Origin of the sequence: Rhizobium sp. NLR8a, from assembly GCF_019685235.1 — a bacterium.
Taxonomy (GTDB): domain Bacteria; phylum Pseudomonadota; class Alphaproteobacteria; order Rhizobiales; family Rhizobiaceae; genus Rhizobium.
Genome location: NZ_JABDWI010000001.1, coordinates 591362 through 614495, shown reverse-complemented (window position 1 = coordinate 614495; position 23134 = coordinate 591362). Strand labels below are relative to the sequence as shown.

At 57.8% G+C, this 23134-nt stretch carries 16 protein-coding genes and 2 pseudogenes; 12 read left to right on the top strand and 6 right to left on the bottom strand.

Going from position 1 to position 23134, the window contains the following annotated elements; translation table 11 throughout:
• Positions 1 to 90 precede the first annotated feature (90 nt).
• Positions 91 to 1269 (top strand): efflux RND transporter periplasmic adaptor subunit, encoded by a 1179-nt coding sequence (locus HJC04_RS02780; RefSeq protein ID WP_210630048.1) that lies wholly within the window; start codon positions 91 to 93, stop codon positions 1267 to 1269.
• On the top strand, positions 1266 to 4451 hold the full coding sequence (locus HJC04_RS02775; RefSeq protein WP_210630046.1) for an efflux RND transporter permease subunit: 3186 nt from the start codon (positions 1266 to 1268) through the stop codon (positions 4449 to 4451). The genes HJC04_RS02780 and HJC04_RS02775 overlap by 4 nt, the downstream gene beginning before the upstream one ends.
• Positions 4452 to 4731: 280 nt before the next feature.
• Here HJC04_RS02775 and HJC04_RS02770 read toward each other — a convergent pair.
• Positions 4732 to 5680, bottom strand: a protein-coding gene (locus tag HJC04_RS02770; protein ID WP_221144637.1) for an IS630-like element ISRel6 family transposase whose coding sequence is annotated in 2 segments (ribosomal slippage) — positions 4732 to 5343 and positions 5345 to 5680 — 948 coding nt in all. Because the reading frame shifts where the segments join, the coding sequence is not laid out codon by codon here.
• Between the two features lie 102 nt (positions 5681 to 5782).
• Here HJC04_RS02770 and HJC04_RS02765 point away from each other — a divergent pair.
• Positions 5783 to 6328, top strand: coding sequence for a hypothetical protein (locus tag HJC04_RS02765; protein ID WP_311044459.1), 546 nt, complete (start codon positions 5783 to 5785; stop codon positions 6326 to 6328).
• Between the two features lie 39 nt (positions 6329 to 6367).
• On the opposite strand, the pseudogene HJC04_RS02760 reads toward HJC04_RS02765, so the two are convergent.
• Positions 6368 to 6490 (bottom strand): annotated as a pseudogene (locus tag HJC04_RS02760) (transposase domain-containing protein); the annotation flags it as partial.
• Between the two features lie 123 nt (positions 6491 to 6613).
• On the opposite strand from HJC04_RS02760, the gene HJC04_RS02755 reads away from it, so the two are divergent.
• The 9 genes and pseudogenes from HJC04_RS02755 (at position 6614) to HJC04_RS02715 (ending at position 18407) form a co-directional block, all read left to right on the top strand.
• Entirely contained in the window at positions 6614 to 7855 is a 1242-nt protein-coding gene (locus HJC04_RS02755; protein WP_138397172.1) for a site-specific integrase, read from the top strand.
• Positions 7852 to 8775 carry a tyrosine-type recombinase/integrase gene (locus HJC04_RS02750; RefSeq protein ID WP_092577041.1) on the top strand — a complete coding sequence of 308 codons (924 nt, stop codon included), beginning with the start codon at positions 7852 to 7854 and terminating at the stop codon, positions 8773 to 8775. The genes HJC04_RS02755 and HJC04_RS02750 overlap by 4 nt, the downstream gene beginning before the upstream one ends.
• Entirely contained in the window at positions 8772 to 9773 is a 1002-nt protein-coding gene (locus HJC04_RS02745) for a tyrosine-type recombinase/integrase (protein ID WP_138397173.1), read from the top strand. The genes HJC04_RS02750 and HJC04_RS02745 overlap by 4 nt, the downstream gene beginning before the upstream one ends.
• Positions 9774 to 9887: 114 nt before the next feature.
• A pseudogene (locus HJC04_RS02740) lies at positions 9888 to 10028 on the top strand (transposase domain-containing protein); the annotation flags it as partial.
• A complete protein-coding gene (locus tag HJC04_RS02735) occupies positions 9986 to 10312 on the top strand; it encodes a hypothetical protein (RefSeq protein WP_311043771.1) in 327 nt (108 codons plus the stop codon). The pseudogene HJC04_RS02740 and the gene HJC04_RS02735, both read left to right, overlap by 43 nt.
• A gap of 590 nt (positions 10313 to 10902) precedes the next feature.
• Positions 10903 to 12471 (top strand): calcium-binding protein, encoded by a 1569-nt coding sequence (locus tag HJC04_RS02730; protein ID WP_221144635.1) that lies wholly within the window; start codon positions 10903 to 10905, stop codon positions 12469 to 12471.
• A 134-nt stretch (positions 12472 to 12605) separates the two neighbouring features.
• Positions 12606 to 15284, top strand: coding sequence for a calcium-binding protein (locus HJC04_RS02725; protein WP_221144633.1), 2679 nt, complete (start codon positions 12606 to 12608; stop codon positions 15282 to 15284).
• Between the two features lie 73 nt (positions 15285 to 15357).
• Complete coding sequence (locus tag HJC04_RS02720; RefSeq protein ID WP_221123259.1) at positions 15358 to 17097, top strand: type I secretion system permease/ATPase; 1740 nt, start codon at positions 15358 to 15360, stop codon at positions 17095 to 17097.
• Positions 17094 to 18407, top strand: a complete 1314-nt coding sequence (locus HJC04_RS02715; protein WP_221123258.1) for an HlyD family type I secretion periplasmic adaptor subunit — start codon at positions 17094 to 17096, stop codon at positions 18405 to 18407. Before HJC04_RS02720 ends, HJC04_RS02715 begins: the two co-directional genes overlap by 4 nt.
• Before the next feature lie 243 nt (positions 18408 to 18650).
• Here HJC04_RS02715 and HJC04_RS02710 read toward each other — a convergent pair whose 3' ends face one another.
• The 4 genes from HJC04_RS02710 to HJC04_RS02695 are packed head-to-tail and all read right to left on the bottom strand — an operon-like array spanning position 18651 to position 23064.
• On the bottom strand, positions 18651 to 19721 hold the full coding sequence (locus tag HJC04_RS02710; protein ID WP_221123257.1) for an ABC transporter ATP-binding protein: 1071 nt from the start codon (positions 19719 to 19721) through the stop codon (positions 18651 to 18653).
• An 11-nt stretch (positions 19722 to 19732) separates the two neighbouring features.
• Positions 19733 to 21253 carry a DUF5060 domain-containing protein gene (locus HJC04_RS02705; RefSeq protein WP_221123256.1) on the bottom strand — a complete coding sequence of 507 codons (1521 nt, stop codon included), beginning with the start codon at positions 21251 to 21253 and terminating at the stop codon, positions 19733 to 19735.
• A 30-nt stretch (positions 21254 to 21283) separates the two neighbouring features.
• Positions 21284 to 22111: a carbohydrate ABC transporter permease gene (locus HJC04_RS02700; protein WP_259668786.1), complete on the bottom strand. Its 828-nt coding sequence runs from the start codon at positions 22109 to 22111 to the stop codon at positions 21284 to 21286.
• Between the two features lie 53 nt (positions 22112 to 22164).
• Positions 22165 to 23064, bottom strand: a complete 900-nt coding sequence (locus HJC04_RS02695) for a carbohydrate ABC transporter permease (RefSeq protein WP_221123254.1) — start codon at positions 23062 to 23064, stop codon at positions 22165 to 22167.
• Positions 23065 to 23134 lie beyond the last annotated feature (70 nt).

Sequence of the window (23134 nt, the reverse complement as noted above, 5' to 3'; positions counted from 1 at the left end):
GCTTTCGTTCAAAGCAACAAGACATGAATAGCATCACTTCATCTTAAGTTCGGTGGCAGTCGATCGGCCGCCGCGATTGGAGGGACCGATATGACTTTCGCGCTTCGACGGAAATTGTTGCTCGCCTGCATCGCCACGTTCATGCCTATGGTCGCGATGGCGCAGGGCGCACCGTCCGCCCCTCCCCCTGTCACGGTCGCGAAGCCGGTGGTGCGCGATGTCATCGACAATGACGAATTCATCGGCCGTTTCCAGCCGGTCGACGAAGTCTCCGTGCGTTCGCGCGTCGGCGGCTACCTGCAGGAAGTTCATTTCGAAGATGGCGCCCTGGTCAAGCAGGGCGACCTGCTCTTCGTCATCGACCAGCGGCCGTTCGTCACCGCGCTCAGCCAAGCGAAGGCCGCGCTCGAAGCGTCGCAGTCCACCCTTGTTTTCGCCGACGCTCAGTACAAGCGCGCCCAGTCGCTCGCTTCGAGTGGCAGCCAATCCGCACAGACGCTGGACGATCGCCGCCGTGAATTCGATTCCGCCCAGGCCAATGTCCGCGGCGCTCAGGCCGCCGCCGACCGCGCGGCGCTCGACCTCGAATATACCGAGATCAGGGCGCCACTGAGCGGCCGCATCGACCGCCGCCTGCTCTCGACCGGCAATCTCGTGCAGGCCGACCAGACGGTGCTCACCACGATCGTCTCGCTCGACCCGATCGACTTCTATTTCGACGTCGACGAGCGCCGCCTGCTGAATTTCGCCGACACCGCACGCAAGCAGGGCAAGGATCTGCAGCTCGGCGGCGGCGGCGTCGATGTATCCGTCACGATCTCCGACCCCACCGCCAAACCTTTCATGGGAAAGCTCGATTTCGCCGAGAACCGGGTCGACAATGAGAGCGGCACCATCCGCATCCGCGCCCGCCTTGCAAATCCCGACCTCGTCCTGCAGCCGGGCCTGTTCGGCCGTGTGCAGGTCGCAGCCTCCAATACCTACAAGGCCATTCTCGTTCCCGATGAGGCGATCGGCTCGGACCAGAACGAACGCGTCGTCTATGTCGTCGACGCGCAAGGCAAGGTTTCGACCAAGCCGGTGCGGCCCGGACCTCGGCTCTACGGCTATCGCGTCATCCGCGAAGGTCTCGACGGCACCGAGACGATCATCGTCAACGGCCTGATGCGGGCGCGGCCGGGTTCGACCATCACGCCGCAGATGAGCGAACTGCCGCAGGAGCGGCAGGACACGCCCCCCGAATCCGCAAACGCGGAGAGCGGACAATGAGATTCGCCCATTTCTTCGTGGACCGGCCGATTTTTGCGGCCGTCATCTCGATCCTCTTTCTCGTCGTCGGCGGCATCGCCTATACGCAGCTGCCGGTCTCTCAATATCCGGAGATCGCGCCGCCGACCATCGTCGTGCGCACCTCCTATCCTGGTGCCGACCCGCAGACCATCGCCGATACCGTTTCGACCCCGCTCGAACAGCAGATCAACGGCGTCGAAGACATGCTGTACATGTCGTCCTATTCCAGCGCCGACGGCGCCATGTCGCTGACGATCACCTTCAAGCTCGGCACCGATCTCGACAAGGTGCAGGTGCTGGTCCAGAACCGCGTTTCCATCGCGCTGCCCCGTCTTCCCGAGGAGGTTCAGCGGCTCGGCGTGACCACCGACAAGAGCTCGCCCGACCTGATGATGGTGGTGCACCTCCTGTCGCCGTCGCATCGTTATGACCAGCTTTACGTCTCGAACTATGCCCGCAACCGCATCCGTGACGTGCTCGTGCGCCTCGACGGCGTCGGCGATGTGCAGATCTTCGGCGAACGGCAGTATTCGATGCGCATCTGGCTGGATCCGGAAAAACTCTCCGCCTATGGCATGACCTCGGATGACGTCGTCTCCGCCCTGAGGGACCAGAACGTACAGGTCTCCGGCGGCAAGATCGGCGCGCCGCCGGTGACCGGCAGGAACGCCTTCGAATATACGGTGCGAACGGATGGGCGTTTCTCCGATGTGCGCGAGTTCCGCTATGTCATCGTCAAATCGACGGGGGCGGGCCGGCTCGTACAGTTGCAGGATGTCGCCCGCATCGAACTCGGCGCGCAGGACTACGTCACCAACAGCTACCTCAACAACGACCCTGCGGTCGCTCTCGGCATTTTCGCCCGGCCGGGAACCAACGCTCTCGATACGGCCCACCAGGTCCAGACGCTGATGAAGGATATCTCCCAGAGTTTCCCGGAGGGCCTGGAATATCGCATCGTCTACGACACGACCGAATTCATCTCGGATTCGATCGATGAGGTCTACAGAACCATCGCCGAAGCGGCCATCCTGGTGGCGATCGTCGTTCTCGTCTTCCTGCAATCCTGGCGGACCGCGATCATCCCGATCGTCGCCATCCCAGTGTCGCTGATCGGCACCTTCGCTATCCTGCTCGCCTTCGGTTTCTCGCTCAATATGCTGACGCTGTTCGGCCTGGTGCTCGCCATCGGCATCGTCGTCGACGACGCGATCGTGGTGGTGGAAAACGTCGAGCGCAATCTGGCGCGCGGCATGACGCCGAAGCAGGCGTCACACGTGACGATGGACGAAGTCGGCACCGCTGTGGTGGCGATCTCGCTGGTGCTGATCGCGGTCTTCGTGCCGACGGCCTTCATTCCGGGCATATCAGGTCAGTTCTACAGGCAGTTCGCCGTGACGATCTCGGTCACCACTGCGATATCGGCCTTGAACTCCCTGACGCTTTCGCCCGCCCTTGCCGGCATATTGCTGAAAGCCCACGATCACGAGACGAAGCGCAAAAGCATTGCCTCACGCCTGGGCACCGGTCTTGCAAACGGCTTCAATCGCGGCTTCGACCGGATGAGCTCCGGCTATTCGTGGACCGTCCGGCACCTGGTCGGCAGCTGGATAGGCTTGACCTGCTCGATGCTCGCCTTCGCCGGCCTGCTCGGCGCGACCTGGTACATGACCACCCGGGTGCCCTCGGGTTTCATCCCGACCATGGACCAGGGTTACGCGATCGTTGTGGTGCAGCTTCCGGACGGCGCCTCACTGGCGCGGACTGATGCCGTCGTCAAACAGGTGGGCGACATCGCCCGAACCGTGCCCGGCGTCGGCAATGCCGTGCAGTTTGCCGGTTTCAGCGGAGCGACCTTCACCAATGCCTCGAATGCGGGGGTCGTCTTCGTTCCGTTCAAATCCTTCGCCGAACGCGAGGAAGGCGGAGAAAACGCCAACAAGATCATCGGCGAGCTCTTCGGCAAGCTGCAGAGCATCCAGGAAGCCTTCATCATCGCAATCCCGCCGCCATCCGTGCGCGGCGTCGGAAACTCCGGCGGCTTCAAGATGCAGATTTCCGATCTCGAAAATCCCGACATGACGCGCGTGCTGGGCCTTGCCCGCCAGATGATGGGGGCGGCGGCAACGACCGAAGGGCTGACCGGCGTCTTTACGACCTTCTCCGATGCCAGCCCGCAATATTTCCTGTCGATCGACCGCGACAAGGCGCGCTTCCTGAACGTGCCGATCCCCAATATCTTCAACGCGCTTTCGATCAACCTCGGCGTCGCCTACGTGAACGATTTCAACGCGTTCGGCCGCGTCTACCAGGTTCGCGCCCAGGCCGACCGGCAATACCGCATGGACAGGGAGGATATTCTCGCCCTGAAAGTACGCTCGGCGACTGGCGCACTGGTTCCTCTCGGAACCCTGATGGACATTCAGGATTCCAGCGGCCCGGCGCTCGTCCAGCGCTACAACATGTATGTCTCGGTGCCGCTTCAGGGCAATCCGACGCCCGGTACCTCGACGGGCGACGCGCTGAAGAAGATGGAGGAGCTGGCGGCCAAGATCCTTCCGCCGGGGACGACCTTCGAATGGACGGAACTCGCCTATCAGGAAACCCATACCGGCAACACCGCCGTCTACATCTTCGCCCTCTCCGTCATTTTCGTCTTCCTGGCGCTGGCGGCCCAATATGAAAGCTGGGTTCTGCCACTCGCGATCATTCTCATCGTCCCGCTTGCCGTGCTCGCCGCACTGATCGGGGTCTCGCTGAGAGGAATGGACAACAACGTCCTGACGCAGATCGGCCTGATCGTCCTGATCGGCCTTGCGGCCAAGAACGCCATTCTGATCGTCGAGTTCGCCAGGCAGGCGGAAGAGGAAGGAAAAACGCCAGTGGAGGCCGCCATCGAGGCGAGCCACCTTCGCCTGCGCCCAATCCTGATGACGGCATTCGCCTTCATCTTCGGCGTTCTGCCGCTCGCCATCGCCACCGGCCCCGGCGCCGAGATGCGCCAGTCGCTCGGCACCGCCGTCTTTTCGGGCATGCTCGGGGTGACGCTCTTCGGCCTGTTCCTGACGCCGGTCTTCTATGTCGTTCTGCGCGGCTGGCGCCGCAGCCGGCCGGCTGAAAGGCCGGTCGAAGCCGCCCCGGCCCAAAGCGAGACGGTCTGATCACGGTGTCATACAGCCTCCCGGTGGGATGATGTGTAAGCGGTGTCCCGCTCACACATCGGCCAAGAATGCTTTATGCAATCTCGAGGACCGAGCCATGACCGGAACGGCAACCATGCACCAAAAGCGGAAATTCTATTCGATGTATATTTCACGCCAGTATGTGTCACTATCTCTATGAGACCAGAGATGCCCATGCAATGCTGGTCGCGAAGTATGTGGCGGATTCCGTGAATGACGTTTGGTGACAAGAGCAACGAAATGAATGTGTTAGAGCCTTTCATGTTTTGACGGAAGCGTAGCCAGCATTTGAGAAATAGTTGGCGCATTCCTCTGGCTTGATGGTGTCGGCGAGTATGCCCAGATGGCGCCAGGTTTCCTCGATGGTTCGCTTTTGGGCTTGGCGCATCCAGTGCTTGATCTTGGCGAAGGCCTGCTCGATCGGGTTAAGGTCGGGGGAATATTTCGGCAGGAACCAGAGCCTGGCGCCGACGGCCCTGATGGCATCACGGATGGCCTTGGCTTTGTGAGAGCCGAGATTATCGAGGATGACGATGTCGCCAGGTTTGAGGGTCGGGATCAACTGCTGGCGGACATAGGCGTGAAAGCATTCGCCATTGATGGGACCGTCGAAGACGCAGGGCGCAGTGAGCTTGTCGCAGCGTAGGGCGCCGAGGAAGGTGAGGGTGCGCCAGCGGCCATGCGGGGCAAAGCCGCGTAATCTTTTGCCCCTCGGCCCCCAGCCGCGTAACGGCGCCATGTTGGTGCGGATCCAGGTCTCGTCGATAAAGACGAGCCGCTTCGGATCGAAGCGGTCTTGCCAGGCTTTCCAGCGAGCTCTGCGGCGGGCAATGTCGGCGCGGCCCTGCTCAAGGGCGAACAGCGTTTTTTTTAAAGCTCAAGCCCTCGCGGCGCATGAACTGCCAGATGGCATTGTGGGAGACGCTCACACCGCGGGCGGCTAACTCATCCTTCAGCCGATGTAGCGTCAGATGTGATGTCTGCTCGATCTGCTCGACGATGAAGGCGCGGTGCGGCTCCAGCACACGTCGGCGATGGCCGCCCATCTTGCCGGGCGACACACTACCGGTGGCCCGATAATGCTGCGACCACTTCACCACGGATGAGACAGCTATGTCGAACCGCTCCGCCACCACCCGGCAGCTCTGACCGTCCACAACCGCTGCAATGACTCGCTCGCGAAGATCATTCGAATAGGGTCGCGTCATGGATGCTGGCCTCCATTCCAGCATCCATCATGAATCACAAATCTGCTGATTTGGGAATCCCGCACCGATTCCGATAAGTAATGATCCGCTCTAGTTAAGCCGGTGGACGTCTGGAATATTCGGCGGATCGTTATTGCCGTTTTGCTCGGTACAATGACTATTGCCTATCTTCGCGCCTTTGCTTTTTGGCCACTAGGTTTTGCCGATGAACTGAGGGGGGTCCTCGATTTGGCAGGGCCGCTCATTTTGCTCGCAGTCGTACTGACACTACTCGTCTGGCTTGCCAGCGCGTTCATCGCTTTATATCGCCAAAATTTTCGCAGAGCAGCCGGTAGCGTTATTGCCATCCTCAGTGTTCCAGCTTGCTCCGCGATACTCCTCGCCACCTCTTTATCCGATCCTTGGGTATGGTACGTCGTTTTCAATAAATCGAGGTTCGAAACGGCAGCGGCAAATAGCGTCTCACTGGCCAGTCCCAAATATGTCGTCCTGGAAGAGCGCGACGTTACGACGGGGATCGCGGGAGTGACCGAAAACCATTTCGTTGATCTGATCTACAGCGAAAGCGATCCAGACAAGCTGGCCTCATCGATTCCGGGTCTAAGCCATATCTATGGCAACTTTTACAGGCGCGACGAGTTCATGTGATGTCTCCTTCGGGCCGGATAGAACCCTTTTGGGTACGTATTACTCTGCCGGGTAATTCCAGGGCAGGAGACCCACAATCCGGTTTTGCTTGTGGCCGTTTACGATAGCGGTGAGCGTGCTGGTCAGGTAGGCTTGTGGATCGACGGCATTGAGCTTGCACGTTTATGCCGACCGTCGAACTATGCCGAACGAGCAGGTTTATGCCAACGTTTTTCGTGACAAAGCAGTAGCCGGATCGGCATAGCTTAGGCTCTCTCCGTCGCAGTTGACGCAAAGGAGAGTCCTATGAACGCAAGTGACTATTTGAAGCGCAGCACGCTGTATCGGAAGCTGATCCACGGGCCGCATGGCAAGTTTGCCCAAGTTTACGCCGCCAGGTTGTCGAACGAAGGCTTGGGTCGGCAATGTACCTGGCGATCGCTGAGCCTGTTTCGAGAGCTGATGGACTGGCATGTTGGCAGCGGACATGAGCCCCGGGATTTAAGCGAAGGTCACGTTAGTCGGTTTTTCGAGCACCGTTTCAAACACTGGAGACCGGACGCGGGCGACCGATCAGCTCTCCGCCGCTTACTCTCTACATTGCGGCAAGAAGGTTTGATATCAGCCGCCGTTCCGATTGAGCGCACGGAGCACGAGCAGATTGTCGATATGTTCGCAGCTTATCTCTCGAATGAGAGAGGGCTCGCAGCCTCAACGGTGGAAAGTCACAAGCTGCTGTCGCATCGATTTCTGATGGAGATCTGTCCGGCCGGCGCAGACGAGTTTGCAGCGCTCACCCCGGAGATCGTCATCGGCTATGTCGAACGACATGCGCTTGACGGTTCCGCCGACAGTGGCAAAGCCATGTGCGGAGTTGTGCGTGCGTTCTTGCGCTATTTGCATCTGAAGGGTTTCATCTCGACGCCGCTCGCTGACTGTGTGCCGTCCATCCGCCGCTGGCGACTTGCCGGCCTTCCAACATTCCTGCCGCCCGAGAAGGTCCAGAAGGTTCTCGATGCCTGCGATCGGACGACGGCAATGGGCCATCGGGACTATGCGGTTCTGATGATCCTCGCCAAGCTCGGCTTGCGCGCCAGCGAAGTTGCGACCCTCAATCTTGACGATATCGACTGGCAGTCGGGCACGATTCTCGTACACGGAAAGGGGCGGCAACAAGCAACGATGCCGCTGCGTCACGACGTCGGAACAGCGATCGTGGCTTATATCCGGCATGGGCGCCCCGCTTCGGCGTGTCGGCGAGTTTTCTTGCGAACTCTTGCGCCGCATGTGGGTTTTGCCTCCGGCTGCGCCATCACGATGATCGCAAAGCAGGCACTCGAACGGGCGGGCATTGACGGCTATGCGCATCACGGCGCCCATCTTTTCCGCCACAGCCTTGCAACCGACCTTTTGCGGTCGGGCGCCAGCTTTGCCGAGATCGGTCAACTGCTCCGCCATCGAAGCATCGACAGTACAAGGATCTATGCCAAGCTCGATGTTGAGAAGTTGCGCGAACTGAGCCTCCCCTGGCCGGGAGGTGTCCAATGAGCCGGCTTCGCACCGCGTTTGAGCGCTACATCGGCATGCGCCAAGGGCTGGGATACAAATATGACGGTCCGGCAAAACGATTGTCGGGGTTCGTCGCTTTCATGGAGGCCCGCGGCGCCGAGACCATTACGGCGGACCTGGCAATGGAGTGGGTCACCTCGATGGGCCGGCAGCCGAGTTGGTCAATCCGACTGGCTGATGTGCGCTGCTTTGCCCAGCACCTCAGTCATTTCGATCCTCTGACGGAAGTGCCACCGAGCGACGCAGTGCCGCCGGCACGGCGCACAAAGCCCTACATCTATAGTGAAGTCGAGATTCAGGCGCTTCTGGCGGCAGCACTGTCGTTGCCGCCGGCCAACGCCCTGCGGCGCTGGACATATCACTGCCTGTTCGGGCTGATAGCGGTCGCCGGACTGCGCCATTCCGAAGCGCTCGGCCTACGCCGGGCCGACGTCGATCTCGACCAGGGCGTCCTCACCATTCGCGAGACAAAGTTCGGCAAGACAAGGCTGGTGCCGCTGCATGCCACGACAGTCGCTGTATTGTTGGACTATGCCGCCCGACGCGATGCACACCTTCGTACGCCTCGTAGTCCCTATTTCTTCGTCGCCGAACAGGGCGGCAGATTATTGCATCAATACGTGCACCGCGTGTTCTGGCGACTATCCCGGCAAATCGGATTACGGCAGGAGGGGAAACGAGATGGTCCACGGATTCATGATCTTCGCCACCGTTTCGCCGTCCAGACCCTGATCAACTGGCATCGGGCTGGCGAAGATGTGGAACGCGAGCTGCCGGTTCTCTCAACCTTCCTCGGCCATGCCAATGTTCGCGACACCTACTGGTATCTGTCCGCCGCGCCGGAACTGATGAACCATGCCGTCCGGCGATTGGATAAGCGCTGGGAGGCTCGGTCATGAGACGCACGAACGACCTGGCCGTGCTGATCGAGCGGTGGTTCACAGATCGGCTCATGAAGCATCGAGGTGTCAGTCCCAACACCATCGCCTCCTACCGCGACACCTTCAGGCTCCTGTTTGCGTTCGCACAGACGCGCCTTGGGAGGTCCCCATCTCAGTTGACACTACGGGATATAGACGCTCCTTTCATCGGCGCATTCCTGGAGAACCTTGAGACAAAGAGATCCGCCTCGGTGAGGACCCGGAATCTCCGCCTTACAGCCATCCGATCCTTCTTCCAATATGCAGCGTTCGAGGAGCCGGCACATAGCGCCCATATTCAGCGTGTGCTCGCGATCCCCAGCAAGCGATGTGATAAGCGGCAACTTCAGTTTCTAACCAGGCCCGAGATTGAAGCGATCCTGGACTGCACTGATCGAAGCACGTGGCTGGGACGCCGCGACTACACTCTGCTATTACTGGCCGCCCAAACCGGGCTTCGGGTCTCGGAGATCATCGACCTTGACCGAGATTCGGTAATGCTCGGCCGCGGTGCGCATGTGCAATGCATCGGCAAGGGCCGCAAAGAGCGAAGTACGCCGCTCACAAAGGTTGCCCAGCAAGCCCTCCGGTATTGGCTCAAGGAACCAGGGAAGCGAGGCGCAACGACTCTCTTTCCAAACATGCACGGTGGCCGGCTCAGCGCCGACGGCGTGCAGGCACTGCTGAACAAATATGTCGCCAAAGCGCGCGAGCACTGCCAGTCCCTTCGCTCAAAGCGGGTGTCGCCGCATGTCTTACGGCACTCCGCTGCCATGGAGTTACTGCAGGCGGGCGTCGACTGCTCGGTCATTGCCCTGTGGTTGGGCCACGAAGCGATGGAAACGACGTTGACCTATCTTCATGCACATCTCGAACTGAAGGAATCTGCACTCGCAAAGCTGAAGCCGTACGAACGCGCCAAGGCCGAGCGGTTTCGACCAAGCGACCGGCTTTTGGAATTCCTGAACGCCCTCTGAGCATGAGAACTATGCCGAGTGTCAACCAACGGCGACCCGCCGAACCGGCCGGGAACGCACGGTGTAGCGTCCTCATCAAAAGAGGCGTTCGGCATAGTTCGACGGTCGGCATAAACCGCCAAGCTGAACGACATAGACCCGCAGGCTTGGCTTGCCGACGTTCTCGCCAACATTGCGGACACGCAGCTCAGCAGGCTGGAGCGATTGCTGCCGTGGAACTGGACACCGACGCAAACAGCAGCCGTTGCGGCATAGGATCAGCGATGGATCGCAAAGCCAACCGAACTATCATTCAGAAAATATTGCTTACCGAGTGGGACCCCATCGGGGTGTCGGACATTCCTGAAGCGCAGGACGAATATGATGCCTATGCCGATACCGTCTCCGGTATGATGGCCAATCAAACCGCCTCAGTTGATGCCATCAGGCAGTATCTCTTTAAGATCGCAACCGAGCATATGGGGCTTTCATACCCAGGACTTGCTGAGCGTTGCGACAAGGCTGCAAGAGCTGTCGCGGCACTTCAGTCAGACCGCTGAACCTGCACACCACTAGCGCCAGGTGCGGTAATCACCGGATGCTTACGAACTGGACAACGCGATTTTCTGTTCTGTTTTTGAACATGCGAAGCAGCAATGAGTCAAAACTTAACCACAGCAATTCGGAAAGTGCTAGCAGCAATCAACCTACGCGATTGCAGCTTGCAAACAATTTTGCCTCGCGGCATGGTAGAAACTATCGGCGGGGGCGGGTAAGTGGGCGGCTTAACTCACAATGAAATTGATTTTGCGATTCGCATTATTTTGGGAATCGACGTGGGCGCAATTTGTATGCTGGCAGTCTGGTTCTATTTCCAAAATGAACGTCTAGCCTTTCGCGCGTCGAAATACGGCCCAATTACCTATCCGGTATTCGGAAGCATTTTTACAGGGATAGCCTACGGCCACCCAGACTGCCCTGAAGAAATCGCAAAAGAGTACAAGAGAATGAGGCGAAAACGCGCCATATACACCATGTATTTGTCGATAGTTCCCGCGATTTATCTGATGTTTCTTCGGAAATATTATCACTGACAACCATCGTGTCATCACGAAATTTGTGAATTCTCAGTCTCGCAAAGGGGAATTGGATGAGTGCGCCTCGATATTACAACATCGCCGCTAAACCCACTCCAGAGGAATTCGGGGATCAAAACCTCATCGCCATAATGGACGATCTTCTTAGTAAAATGGTCCAGCTCGCAGTCGGCAGCACCTCACTCAATTTTACATTGAAAGTAGGCGTAGGCGCTACCGTAACAGCAGCTCTTACTATCACGAAGGACGACGACGCTTGGTACGTCAACGGAACAAAATTTGCGTTCGCAACCTACGGAGGAATGCTAGCCGCTGACGCCATCGCGGCAGTCTCGCAGGGTGCGGCTATCGCGGTTTTAGGACTAACAGCAGCCGAGGCCACTATCATTATCGGTGGCGTAGTTGCCGGTCCATTGATTGCCGCGGGCGGAGCATATGTTTGGTCGACCTTTGTTCAGCCGTCAATTGATCATTATATCATCGACTACATCTTCGGCACTCAGGATGTCGAGATCCAGCATATGGTTGACGGGGTCGCCACTGCTGGAGTTGCTTATGATAATCTCGATCCGGCTGATCTCCCTTCCGCACTTGCAGGCATAGCCGAATTCGCCCACGCCAACGCGAACGATACACTCGATTTTTATAGCGATAAGGAACTCACGAAAACTTATGTGGTACTTGGAAACGACGCTGGGTTCGCTTTAGCGAGTGCAATGGGGGTCACGGAGGAGGAATTCGCTACTTGGGAGGGCGCAAAAGACGGCGACGGAGATGACGCGACAAATGGCGAGGTAATCATCAGCGACGATCAAACGTCGTGGTCCTTCGCGGACAAGGAAGCCGTGATCGCCCTTAAAGTTCTTTCCGGCGATGGATCTCATACCGAGGAACTCACTGTTGCCTTCGACCAACTCGGACTAGGGTCTAAGCCTCCATCCCTGAGCGGCGAGCTGGCAGTGATCGTGGGTGTTAGCGATGATAATACGGAGCTTTTGAGCGGTGGCTCGGCGAGCAAGGCGATAATCATCGGCGGTGGCGGGAACGATATCATCCACGGGACCGCTGGAGACGATCGTCTTTTTGCTGATGTCGCCAATAAGGACTCTGTTGGGATCACATATAACGAGCTTTACGGGGAGTCGGGGAACGATCTTCTGGTCGGAGGTGCAGGCGGAGATCTTATCGTCGGGGGAGGAGACAGCGATCTTGTTTTCGGTGCAGGGGGTAGTGACAAAATTGACGGCGGCACAGGGGATGACACCATCTTTGGTGACGACGAAGTCGAAGCGTCAACCAGCCAAGCGGAAGACATCATTCTAGGCGGGACAGGGCGCGATTTTTTAGTCGGCGGTTCTGGAGACGATATCATCATTGGAGGGAATGGTAATTTCTCCAATATAGATCTCTCGACCGCGCACTCGGAATGGAACGATGGAGAGCGTGACGTCCTTTCCGGTGGTTCGGGGTCGGATACATTTTATGTGTACGCCGATAGATGGTTTGAAGGACCTCCATCGGTTCCAGATCAAATAGACGTAGCCAAGAGAAAATCGATATCATCGACATCCTCGACACCGATTTTACGGCCAATTTGCAGATTGTACACGAAGGCAGATTAGCCAATTTCGAGTTGAGCAGCGCGATGATTAGCGCGGCGATTCAAGCTGGAACATCTGATTTGGGAACGGTCACGTTCGGGGAGGGGCCTGACGCACTGCACGCTACCATCAGAATGGGGTCCTCCCCTGCGGGTATGACGGTCATCTACGCCGCAGCTGAAAACACGTTTTCGGCCATGATTGTAGGTATCTCGTTTGGCCTCTCGACTACGGATCCGGACGCCAGCGATATAGCAGGTTCGAATGGTGATGATGACATCACTGCTGGTGATGGCCAGAATAACATCTCAGGTCGCGACGGGGACGACTATCTCGATGGCGGTGGCGGCGACGACACGGTCAGTGGTGGTGCTGGCTCGGACGGTGTTGTTGGGGGGGATGGCAATGACCATCTTTCCGGCGGGGACGGCGACGACTGGTTTGATGGCGGTCCCGGGAATGATACGATTGATGGTGGCGACGGTATCGACGAAGTCGATTATTACGGCACACTCGAGGATTTCGTATTCGTTTTGAACTTAGACACCTCAGTCTCGGTAGAAAGTGAATTCGGAACCGATACGCTCACCAATATCGAGAATATCTGGCTGTACGCAGACGATGGATCTTATCAGGAATTCGCCCTGGAAGATCTGACGGTGCCCGTTGCTCCCCAAGTTGAGATCACTGGAACATCCGGAAACGACGTATTGGTCGGAGGTTGGCGTGGCGAAACGATCCAGGGTGGAGCTGGGGATGATCAACTACGAGGCCAAGCTGGGAGCGACATCTATATCTATCGAGCCGGCGAAGGGAACGATGTGATCAATGATGGAAAGCCAAACTCCTTCAATACAGACATACTGCGATTGACTGATCTCAATCAGTCCGACGTCTCCTTTGAGCGCATAGGCAAAGATCTCCGTGTCAACATATTAACGACGGGTGCTTTTATCATCATCACCAACCAGTTCCTTTCGCACAGCGAGCATTGGGGCGTCGAGAAGATTGAGTTTGCGGATGGCTCGTCGTGGGGCTTGGCGGACATAGAGCAATTAAGCTGGATGCTCGGAACGTCTGGCGACGACCAACTGCAGGGGCGCGACAACTACGAAGACGTGTTCATCGGTGGCGAGGGGGACGATGTGCTCTCCGATTTCGTCGGAAACGACACGTATGTCTACGCATCGGGTGATGGAAATGACCTGATCGATGACCAGGGAGGATGGTCCCTCAGCGATGTGGATGTTCTTCGCTTTACGGACCTGAACTCGAGTGATTTAAGTTTCCGCCGTGACGGATTTAATCTGGTTATAGAGGATCTCACAACTCAACAAATCATTACGATCGACGAGCAATATTACGACAGCCGGAGCCACTCAGGTGTCGAGAAAATTGAGTTCGCGGATGGCACTTCCTGGAGTCTGGAGCAAATCCAAGTCTTCGGCTGGATAACCGGAACTTCGCAAGATGATGTGCTTCAAGGAACGTACATCGCCGACATCTTCGACGGTGGCGCTGGTAACGATGATCTCCACGGAAGTGAAGGCGACGACGGATACATGTATTTCAGCGGCGACGGTTCCGATCGAATTTTCGACGAGGCGACGGAATCCGGCGGATCGTCCGATTGGCTTAGCTTCACCGATCTGAATGCAAATGATCTGGTCCTATCTCGCGACGGAGACGATCTGAAGATTGCAATCATCTCAACCTCGGCCGTTATCACAATTGCTGGCCAATACGCGGATCCGCTGGGAGACGCAGGGATCGAATCCATCAAGTTCCAAGATGGCACGAGCTTCTCCTTGCGCGATATTCAATCCGTTGCCTGGACGGTTGGAACCACCAATTCCGAGACGCTTTCGGGGACGGCCGCAAATGATGTGCTCATTGGGAATGGCGGCAACGACGTCTTACAGGGCGGCACAGGGAGCGACACCTACTATTGGAAATTCAATGACGGCGATGACATCATTGACGACAGGTCCGGCCCCTCTTCGGATGACAACGTCCTGAAAATGTCGGGATTGGAATACACTCTCATCGGATACTCCCGTGAGGGCGACGATCTGCTGATTACCGTCAACTACTTCGACATAGAGATCGACACAATTCGCGTGAAGGATCAGTTCATCGCTGGTGAGGCCGGGGGAGTCGATCGCATCGAAATCGACGGCATTTCGTTCGAGAGAAGCGACCTCCCGCAATTGATGCTCGATCATCCTCCTGGCCTAAATCTTATCCAAGGAACCGCCGGCGCAGACAATCTGCTTGGTAGCAACTATGGCGATGCCATTCATGCGGGCGACGGCGATGATGTCATCTACGGGGGGCGTGGCGATGATTTGATCGATGGTGGGGCCGGAAACGACACCGCAAATTTGAATGGATCAACCTGGGATTATACGTTCACCCGAAATGACGATGGCTCAGTCACTGTCACCAGTGACTTCTACGGTACGGACACATTGACGAACGTGGAGTCGCTATACTTCATCAATCAGTACCAATCATTCAACATCGACGAGTTGGCTCCATCAAATCCCAGCAACACGCTGGCGGCGACACCAAATTCGCAATCAACGGCTTCTCAGGAAGAGTTGCCAGCACCTGCTGCCCCGCAGACGAGCGCCAACCTGATCGTCTTCCCGGCGGCGCGCGAGGATACCAATCTTGCGCTCGTCGGCGATCCGGACGATGACAATAGCGACGTTGGAGATGGAAATGTCGCTCAGGTCTTCGATCTGGCCGATTTCCGCGAGCAAATCGCCTCGGACGATCATCAGGACGATCTAGTTTACGATCCCGAACCTATTGGCGCGCTCATTTAAATTTTCTGTGATTGGCTGGATGTGCTCTACCAAGAGTGCATCCAGCCAGCCGTTTTGACAGCGGAAGCTCGTTATGAAGAAAACCAACATGTATAGCCTAAGCCGAGCGGGCTGGGGACTGTTCGTCTTTTCCGTGGCAATTAACGTCTTCCTTCTCGTCCCTTCGATATACATGATGCAAATCTACGATAGGGTGTTGCCGTCAAACAGCACTCCTACTCTTGTATATCTTTCCATTCTTGGAGCTTTATCGCTTCTTTTCCTTGCGGCCCTCGACATAGTACGAACAATCTTCTGCCAACGACTGGCCATAGCGTTGGATCGGAATCTTGCATCTAAGACATTTTCTGCTTCCCTAGCTTCGTCGCGGGCTAGCGCGGGAGATAGTCAGCCATTGCGGGATCTGTCGACGGCTCGAACATTCATTGCTTCTCGCGGGCTGTCAAATCTCATTGACTTGCCGTTTGCCCCGCTCTTCATGGTGTTGCTCGCTTTCGTGCACCCGCTACTTTGCTTAGTGACCGTCATCGGAGCGGCGATACTACTACTCCTTGTTCTTGTTAACCAGGTAGTGTCGCGCTCAGCCAGCTCCAAAGCTCAAGAGGCATCGATTGCAGCGAGTCTTCAAGCGCAGGCCTTCGCCAGGAGCGCGGATACGATTCATGGGATGGGCATGATGCGGAACGTGACCGCAGAATGGGGCACAAATTTCGCTGAAGCGGTGGTGACACAAGATCGAGCATCGATATCGACAGCGGTCTTCTCGGGGACATCGCGTGTTTTTCGTATGGCGCTTCAGCTTGGAATTCTCGCTGCGGGTGCCTTTCTCGTTATGCGTCATGAAATGACCGCGGGGATGATATTCGCGTCTTCAACCTTGTCAGGACGCGCCCTTCAGCCGATTGATCAACTCGTGGCCGGTTGGAAACAAGTGATCGATGCACGCAAAGCGTGGACGAGGCTCAAGAAGACGCTGCATGAAGCCAGTTCCGATATCGCTGTGAAGACAAAATTGCCAGCTCCCCTTGGGCGCGTTTCCGCGACGAAGGTTTCCTGGTCTCCTCCGGGGATGCCTGAAAGTCCGGTGGTGAAGGAGTTAAGCTTCGACGTACGTGAAGGCCAGATGATCGCGATAATCGGACCCAGCGGCTCGGGGAAATCCACAGTAGCGCGCCTTATTGCGGGCATCATCACACCGCAGTCGGGAGAGATCAGAGCTGATGGGTGCGATTACAGAAACTGGGACAATGAGCAGCTAGGAAGCTTGATCGGCTATATTGCGCAAGACGTTCAGCTCCTTCCTGGAACAATCGCTCAAAACATCTCGCGATTCGATCGATCAGCTACAGACGACGAAATCACCGCGGCCGCCTTGAAATCTGAGGCCCACTCAACAATCCTGACTCAGGCACAAGGGTATCAAACATCATTGTTCGGTGTTGGTGCCTCCCTGTCAGGAGGGGCTAGGCAACGTATTGGGTTGGCGAGGGCGTTCTTTAGGACGCCCAAGATCTTGGTCTTAGACGAGCCTAATTCAAATCTTGATGCGGAAGGGGAAGCCGCACTCGAAAGGGCGCTGATAAACGCCAGGGCGAATGGCACGACAATATTTATCGTCACACACAGGCCGTCGATAGTCTTGAAGTGCGATTTGGTGATGGTTCTCAAAAACGGTGCGATGGAGTCTTTCGGACCGGTTGAGAGCCTTGTGCAAAAGCGCAAGCAGGCGGCTACCCAAATCAAAGCTCACGCTTCGCAGGCGGACAGTCGGTCCGACGCTGCGCTTCTCAAAGTTGAGGGGGAGACGGTATGACTGCTCCCTTCGACTGGCAGGATAGATTGCATTTGTCGCCCTCATCTCCCGCGATACTTGGTTATCTCGCCATCACAGTGATGATCTGCACGTTCGGCGTTTGGGGTGCCGTCGCGCCGATCGATGGAGCAGCCGTAGCCCCAGGTGTGGTTGCGGCGGCGGGTCGCAACATACAGATGCAGCATCTTGAAGGAGGGATTCTCCGCGAAATCAAGGTGGAAGAAGGTGACCGAGTGCGCAAGGGAGATGTCCTTCTACTTCTGGACGAAACCGCCGCGAAAACTCAGGTGAATCGCTTGGAAAAGCAATTGGTGGCACTTGACATACAGATAAAGCGACTCGAAGCGGAACGAGACGGTTTAGAATCTTTAATCGTCACCATCAAAGAGGTTTCGTCGGTCGATACCGATTTTTCGGATATCGGAAATGAAGAGGTTAGAGAATTTGAGGCGCGTCTTGCGCGCTTTGAATCCGAGCAGCTCATTCTTGCACAGCGCTTGGATCAATTGGCAGACGCGCAAGAAGGGCTTGTTCAGCAGAAGTTGGCCGTCGACAAGCAATCTTTCATAATCAAGGATGAGCTTGCTCGCAAACAGGGCCTCCTTGAGAAAGGACTGATCAACCGCACCGACTACACGGAATTGCTGAGGATTGATGCTGAACTGGTGGGACAAAGCGCTGCTCTCGCGGCTCAGCAAGCCAACACGCGATCGCAAGAAGCAGAAGCTAGGGAGCAAATCGAGCGAGCTAAAAGCCAGCGCGTTGAAGAGGCTGTTTCCAAGCTAACGGAGGCGAAAGCCTCGCTCCGTGATGTCGAGGAGCAACTTACTGCGGCCTCGGGAGTTCTTGGGCGAACGACGATAAGAGCACCCGTAGATGGAATTATCGTGACCTCCGCATATAACGTCGTCGGAAATGTTATCTCACCTGGGGAAAAGGTGATGGAAATTCTGCCAACATCGGAACAGCCACTAATAGAGGCACGTGTGAAGCCAACGGACATTGATGTGGTTCACATTGGGCAAACTGCGCGACTACGCTTTTCCGCCCTGAACGCCCGCTTGACACCAGAGGTCACCGCCACCGTCCGAAAAATATCAGCGGACCGGCTGGTAGACCAAGCCAGCCAAGAGAGCTACTACAGAGCAATACTTCAGGTAACAGGTTCTCTGCCGCCGTCTATCGATGAAACGCAGGTGCATCCAGGAATGCCAGTTGAGACGTTTATAAATACAGGGGAACGCACCTTTTTCGAATATCTGTTGAAGCCGCTATTGGATTCAACTCGATTGGCTTTCGTCGAGGACTGAACACGGATACCAACGCTTGCCGCACCTTGGCGGATAATGCATGGCAGGAATCCCATCAACTGCAATAGATCGTGTCACGGCGGGGTCGGCGGTTCGATCCCTATCAAGAGCGGGGCATCGACTTTTAGGGCAGTCAGTTCTGCGGTCGCAATCTTACATGCAATGAACCCGGACGCTGCAGCTGAGCCGACACCCTGGACGGAAGAAGACCTTCGAGATTACCGGTGAATCCTCGCTAGCATGTTACGCTTCGATGCGTTGTTGAGTTTGCCGGTCGAAAAAATGAACCTTTGGGCTACTGAAGGACAGTTTTACGCGCTGCTCAGGAACGAACTCGACGCGTTCACGGACTACCCAAGTTAGCTCCTTGCCCTCTACCTCCACGGCAACATGCGTCTCTGAACCTGTTGGTTCGACCACCCTCACAATCGCGTCCACGCCGTCTTCACCGCCGAGAGCGATGTCCTCCGGACGAATTCCGAGCACCAGCGGCCTGCCCGCCGAGGCACCCGGAGCGTGCGAGAGGTCTATCCGCGAGCCGCCTGCGAGGGTCAGCGCGGGACTGCCAGAGTTCCGCAAGGTTCCCTCCAGGAAGTTCATGGCTGGGGATCCAAGAAAGCCTGCGACGAATACGTTCCGGGGGCGATCATACAGCTCGAGTGGGCTGCCGATCTGCTCCACGCGGCCGCCATGTAGCACGACGATCTTGTCGGCCATGGTCATGGCTTCGATCTGGTCGTGGGTGACGTAGACGATCGTGGTCTTCAGCCGCTGGTGCAGTGCCTTGATCTCGGCGCGCATCTTGACGCGCAGCTTAGCGTCGAGGTTGGAGAGCGGCTCATCGAAGAGGAAGACCTTCGGATCTCGCACGATGGCGCGGCCCATGGCGACGCGCTGGCGCTGGCCGCCGGAAAGCTGGGCCGGCTTGCGATCAAGCAGCGGCTGCAGGCCGAGGATCGCCGCGGCCTCGCCCACCTTCCTGTCGATCTCGGGGCGCTTGGCGCCGGCAAGTTCCAGCGCGAAGCCCATATTCTGGGAGACAGTCATTTGCGGATAGAGGGCGTAGTTCTGGAAGACCATCGCGATGTCGCGGTCCTTTGGCTGGAGGTTGTTCACCACCCGCCCGTCGATACTGATCTCGCCGCCGCTGATGTCTTCGAGCCCGGCGATCATGCGCAGCAAGGTCGACTTGCCGCAGCCGGAGGGGCCGACAAGAATGGTGAATTCGCCATCAGCGATCTCGACGTCAACGCCGTGAATGATATCGACCGGGCCGAAGGATTTTTTGACGTTTCTGATGCTCAAGCCAGACATGAACTTCTCCTTCAGCGCTTCCTGCGGACACGCAGCGCCTGGTGCGGCTTGCGCGGGATCTTGACGCCGAAGGCCGCATCCGGCTTGCCGCCGCGCACGACCGAGCCATGACGCGTCGGATGCGGAACGGGTGCCGCCACCTTCTCGGCCGGCGTGATCGTCATCTCCCAGGTGTCGATGATATCGACATCGTAATCGTCGCCGTCGACCGGCAGGCCGGTGGACCAGATCACCGGCTGATGCTCACCGAAATAGATCAGGCGGAAATCGCCGTCGCCGTCACGCGCGCCTGAGACTCGCGACCAGGGCCACTCGCCGATGATGCCGAGCGGTTCGAGGCCGTGCTTGACGTCTGCCTCCAGGAGATCGCGCAGGAAGCCGATGCGCTTCCAGGCCTCGCCGCGCAGCTCTCCGCCCTTGGCCCACCAGATCAGATCCTCGGGATGGGAATAGGTCTCGCCATGGCCGGCATAACCGCCGCGCGCCATGGTGATCCAGAAACGGTGCACGAGCTCGCGCGGGTGGAGATTGCCCCAGGACTGCAGGATGTCGCCCTCATATTCCGGCTCGTCGTTGACGACGGGCTTGCCGTAGGCGTCGCGCCATTCCTGGGTGCGCTTAACGTCGGGGTTCTGAATGCAGGTGTGCGTGATCCACGGCTTGCGGTGATCGAAATTCGCGGTCACGTCGCCATTATGGATGGAGCGCAGATGCTGGTAGGGGTCGTTTTCCTCCAGAATGTGGAAGTAGCGGTCCCACTGCTCCATCGGCTTGGTGTCGATGAGGAAATCATATTCGTTGGCGAGCGACCACCAGACGTTCCGGTAGGCGGCAAGGCGGGCGGCGAGATATTCGACATAACGGAAATCCTGCTCGGCCGACATGTCGGCATAGCCCCAGCGGTCATAGGGGTGGAAGATGATGATATCGGCTTCGATGCCGAGATCGCAAAGCGCCGCCACCCGCTTTTCGAAGTGCTGGAATGCGGCGGGGTTCGGCCGGTTGAAATCCTCTTTGCCGTCGGCTCCGCGCTCGAAGCAGGCATGCAGCGGCTCGTTGACGTTATAGGGATAATCCTTCGGGAATACGCCCATGCGCATCTTGTTGAAGCGAGCCTTCTCAAGCGTCTCCAGCGTCTGCTTTTGCATCTCGGGCGGCTGGTGCGTCCAGGCATAGCAGGTCGTGCCGAAGGAGAGGAACGGCGTGCCGTCGGCATAGGCGAAGTGGAATTTGTTGCGCACGCGCACCGGGCCGTGATTGCCTGATGAAGGCGCGGTTGCCATCAGTGCGCCGGTCTTGCCGTCGAGGGCTGACGTCCTGGAGCGCGTCCTGAACGACCACTCGCCTTCGGTATCGGGCATGAAGCGGATGCGGTAGGTGCCGTTGCCGTCATAGAAGCCCGGCACACGGACCTCGCGGCTCTTATGGGTGAAGACGGCATCGAATGCCACGTCGAGATAGGGATTGCCGCCGGCAGGCCCTTCGAAGGAGGCCTCGAACACACCCCATTTTTCGACTGTTGCATCGGACATTCTGTCTCTCCTCGTAAAATGATTTCGCGATCAGCCCTTGACGGCGCCGGAGGTGAGGCCGGAGACGAAGTAGCGCTGGAACATGAGATAGACGAGCGTCGCCGGAAGCACGGTCATGACGATCGCGGCGTTGAGCTGGCCGTAATTGCTGGAAAACTGCCCTTGGAAGGACATCAGGCCAAGCGGCAGCGTCCACATGTGCTGGTCCTGCAGCAGCACCAGCGCCATGGCGAATTCGTTCCAGGTGGAGACGAAATCCAGGATGAGCAGCGCGGCGAGCACGGGCAGGCACACCGGCAAGAAGATCCGGCGGAAGATGGTGAAGTGGCTTGCCCCGTCGATCAGCGCCGCTTCCGAGAGCTCCTTCGGAATGCTCCTGAAGAAGCCGTGCAGGATGAAGACCTGATAGGGAACGCCGAAGGCGATATAGGGCAGGATGACGCCGGGATAAGTATCGATCAGGCCGAAGGAATTGACGAGCGTGAAGAGCGGCGCAAGCATCACCTGGAAGGGGATCATCGTGCCGAAGACGACGAGCAGCAGCAGGGCCTTGGTGATCTTCAGCCTGATCTTGGCAAGTGCATAGGCGGCCATCGCCGACAGGAACAGGCCGAGCGGCACCTTGATGACGGTGATGATGACGCTGTTGAAGAAGGAGTTGGCGAAGTTGCCGCGGCTCCAGGCAGCGCTGTAGTTTTCGAAGGCGAGCTCGGCCGGCGGCATGAAGGCGCCTGTGCTCGTCACTGCCGCCGGCGACTTCAGCGAAGTGAAGACGATGAAGACGAAGGGTGCGACCCAGATGAGCGCCACGAGGACGAGCGCGATCCAGAGACCGATCAGAACGGGATCGCGCTTCATCGACGACGGCTGGACTTCGAGATGCACGGCGGCGTGGTCGCTCGATACTGCTGTCACGATTCCACCTCCTCGTGCTTCTGGGTCCATCTGAGATAGGGAATGACGACGGCCATGGTGATCAGCAGCAGCACGACGGAGATCGCCGCGCCGCGGCCAAAATCGAAGATCTGCATGGCCTGCGTGAAGGCCCAGAGCGCCAGCATCTGGGTGGACTGGGCCGGGCCGCCGCCGGTCAGGCCGTAGACGATGTCGAAGGCCTTGAGCGACGAGATGATCGAAAGGACGAGAACGATGGTGATCGTCGGGCGCAGGGCCGGCAGCGTCACGTGCTTGAACACCGCCCAGCGGCCGGCGCCGTCGATGCGCGCCGCTTCCACCAGCGTCTGGGAAACGTTCTGCAGGCCCGCCAGGAACAGCACCATCGAGAAGCCGACCGTCTGCCAGAGATAGGCGACGAAGACGGAATAGAGAGCGATGTCCTTATTGCCGAGCCAGTCCTTGATCCAGCCCTGCATGCCCCAGGAGGTCAAGAGCTGGGCGAAGAGGCCGAAGAAGGGATCGTACATCCACTTCCACATGGTGGCGACCGCGATCGGCGCGATGATGACGGGCAGGTAGAAGATGGCGCGCAGGCCGTTGCGGCCGAAGATCTTCTGGTTGAGGCTGAGCGCCAGGAGCAGCCCGACCATTGGCGGGAAGATCAGGCTCATCACGGTCCAGATCACCGTGTTGCGGAAAGCCACCCAGAAGACCGGATCGCGGGTAAAGATCGCTGAATAGTTGGCGACGCCGACGAATTGCCGGTTGGGATCGAGCCCGTTCCATTTCTGGAAGCTCAGGATCACGACATTGAGCATCGGGTAGAGCGCAAAGACCGCATAGATCGCCAGCGCCGGCACGAGCAGGATGAGTGCTTGCATGCGCGGATCATGAGTCGATTGTCGAAGTGACATGCTTTCCTCCTAGAGCGACCAGCTCATGAAAGAATGCGCCAGCCGATCGACACTTGACCGACTGGCGCCT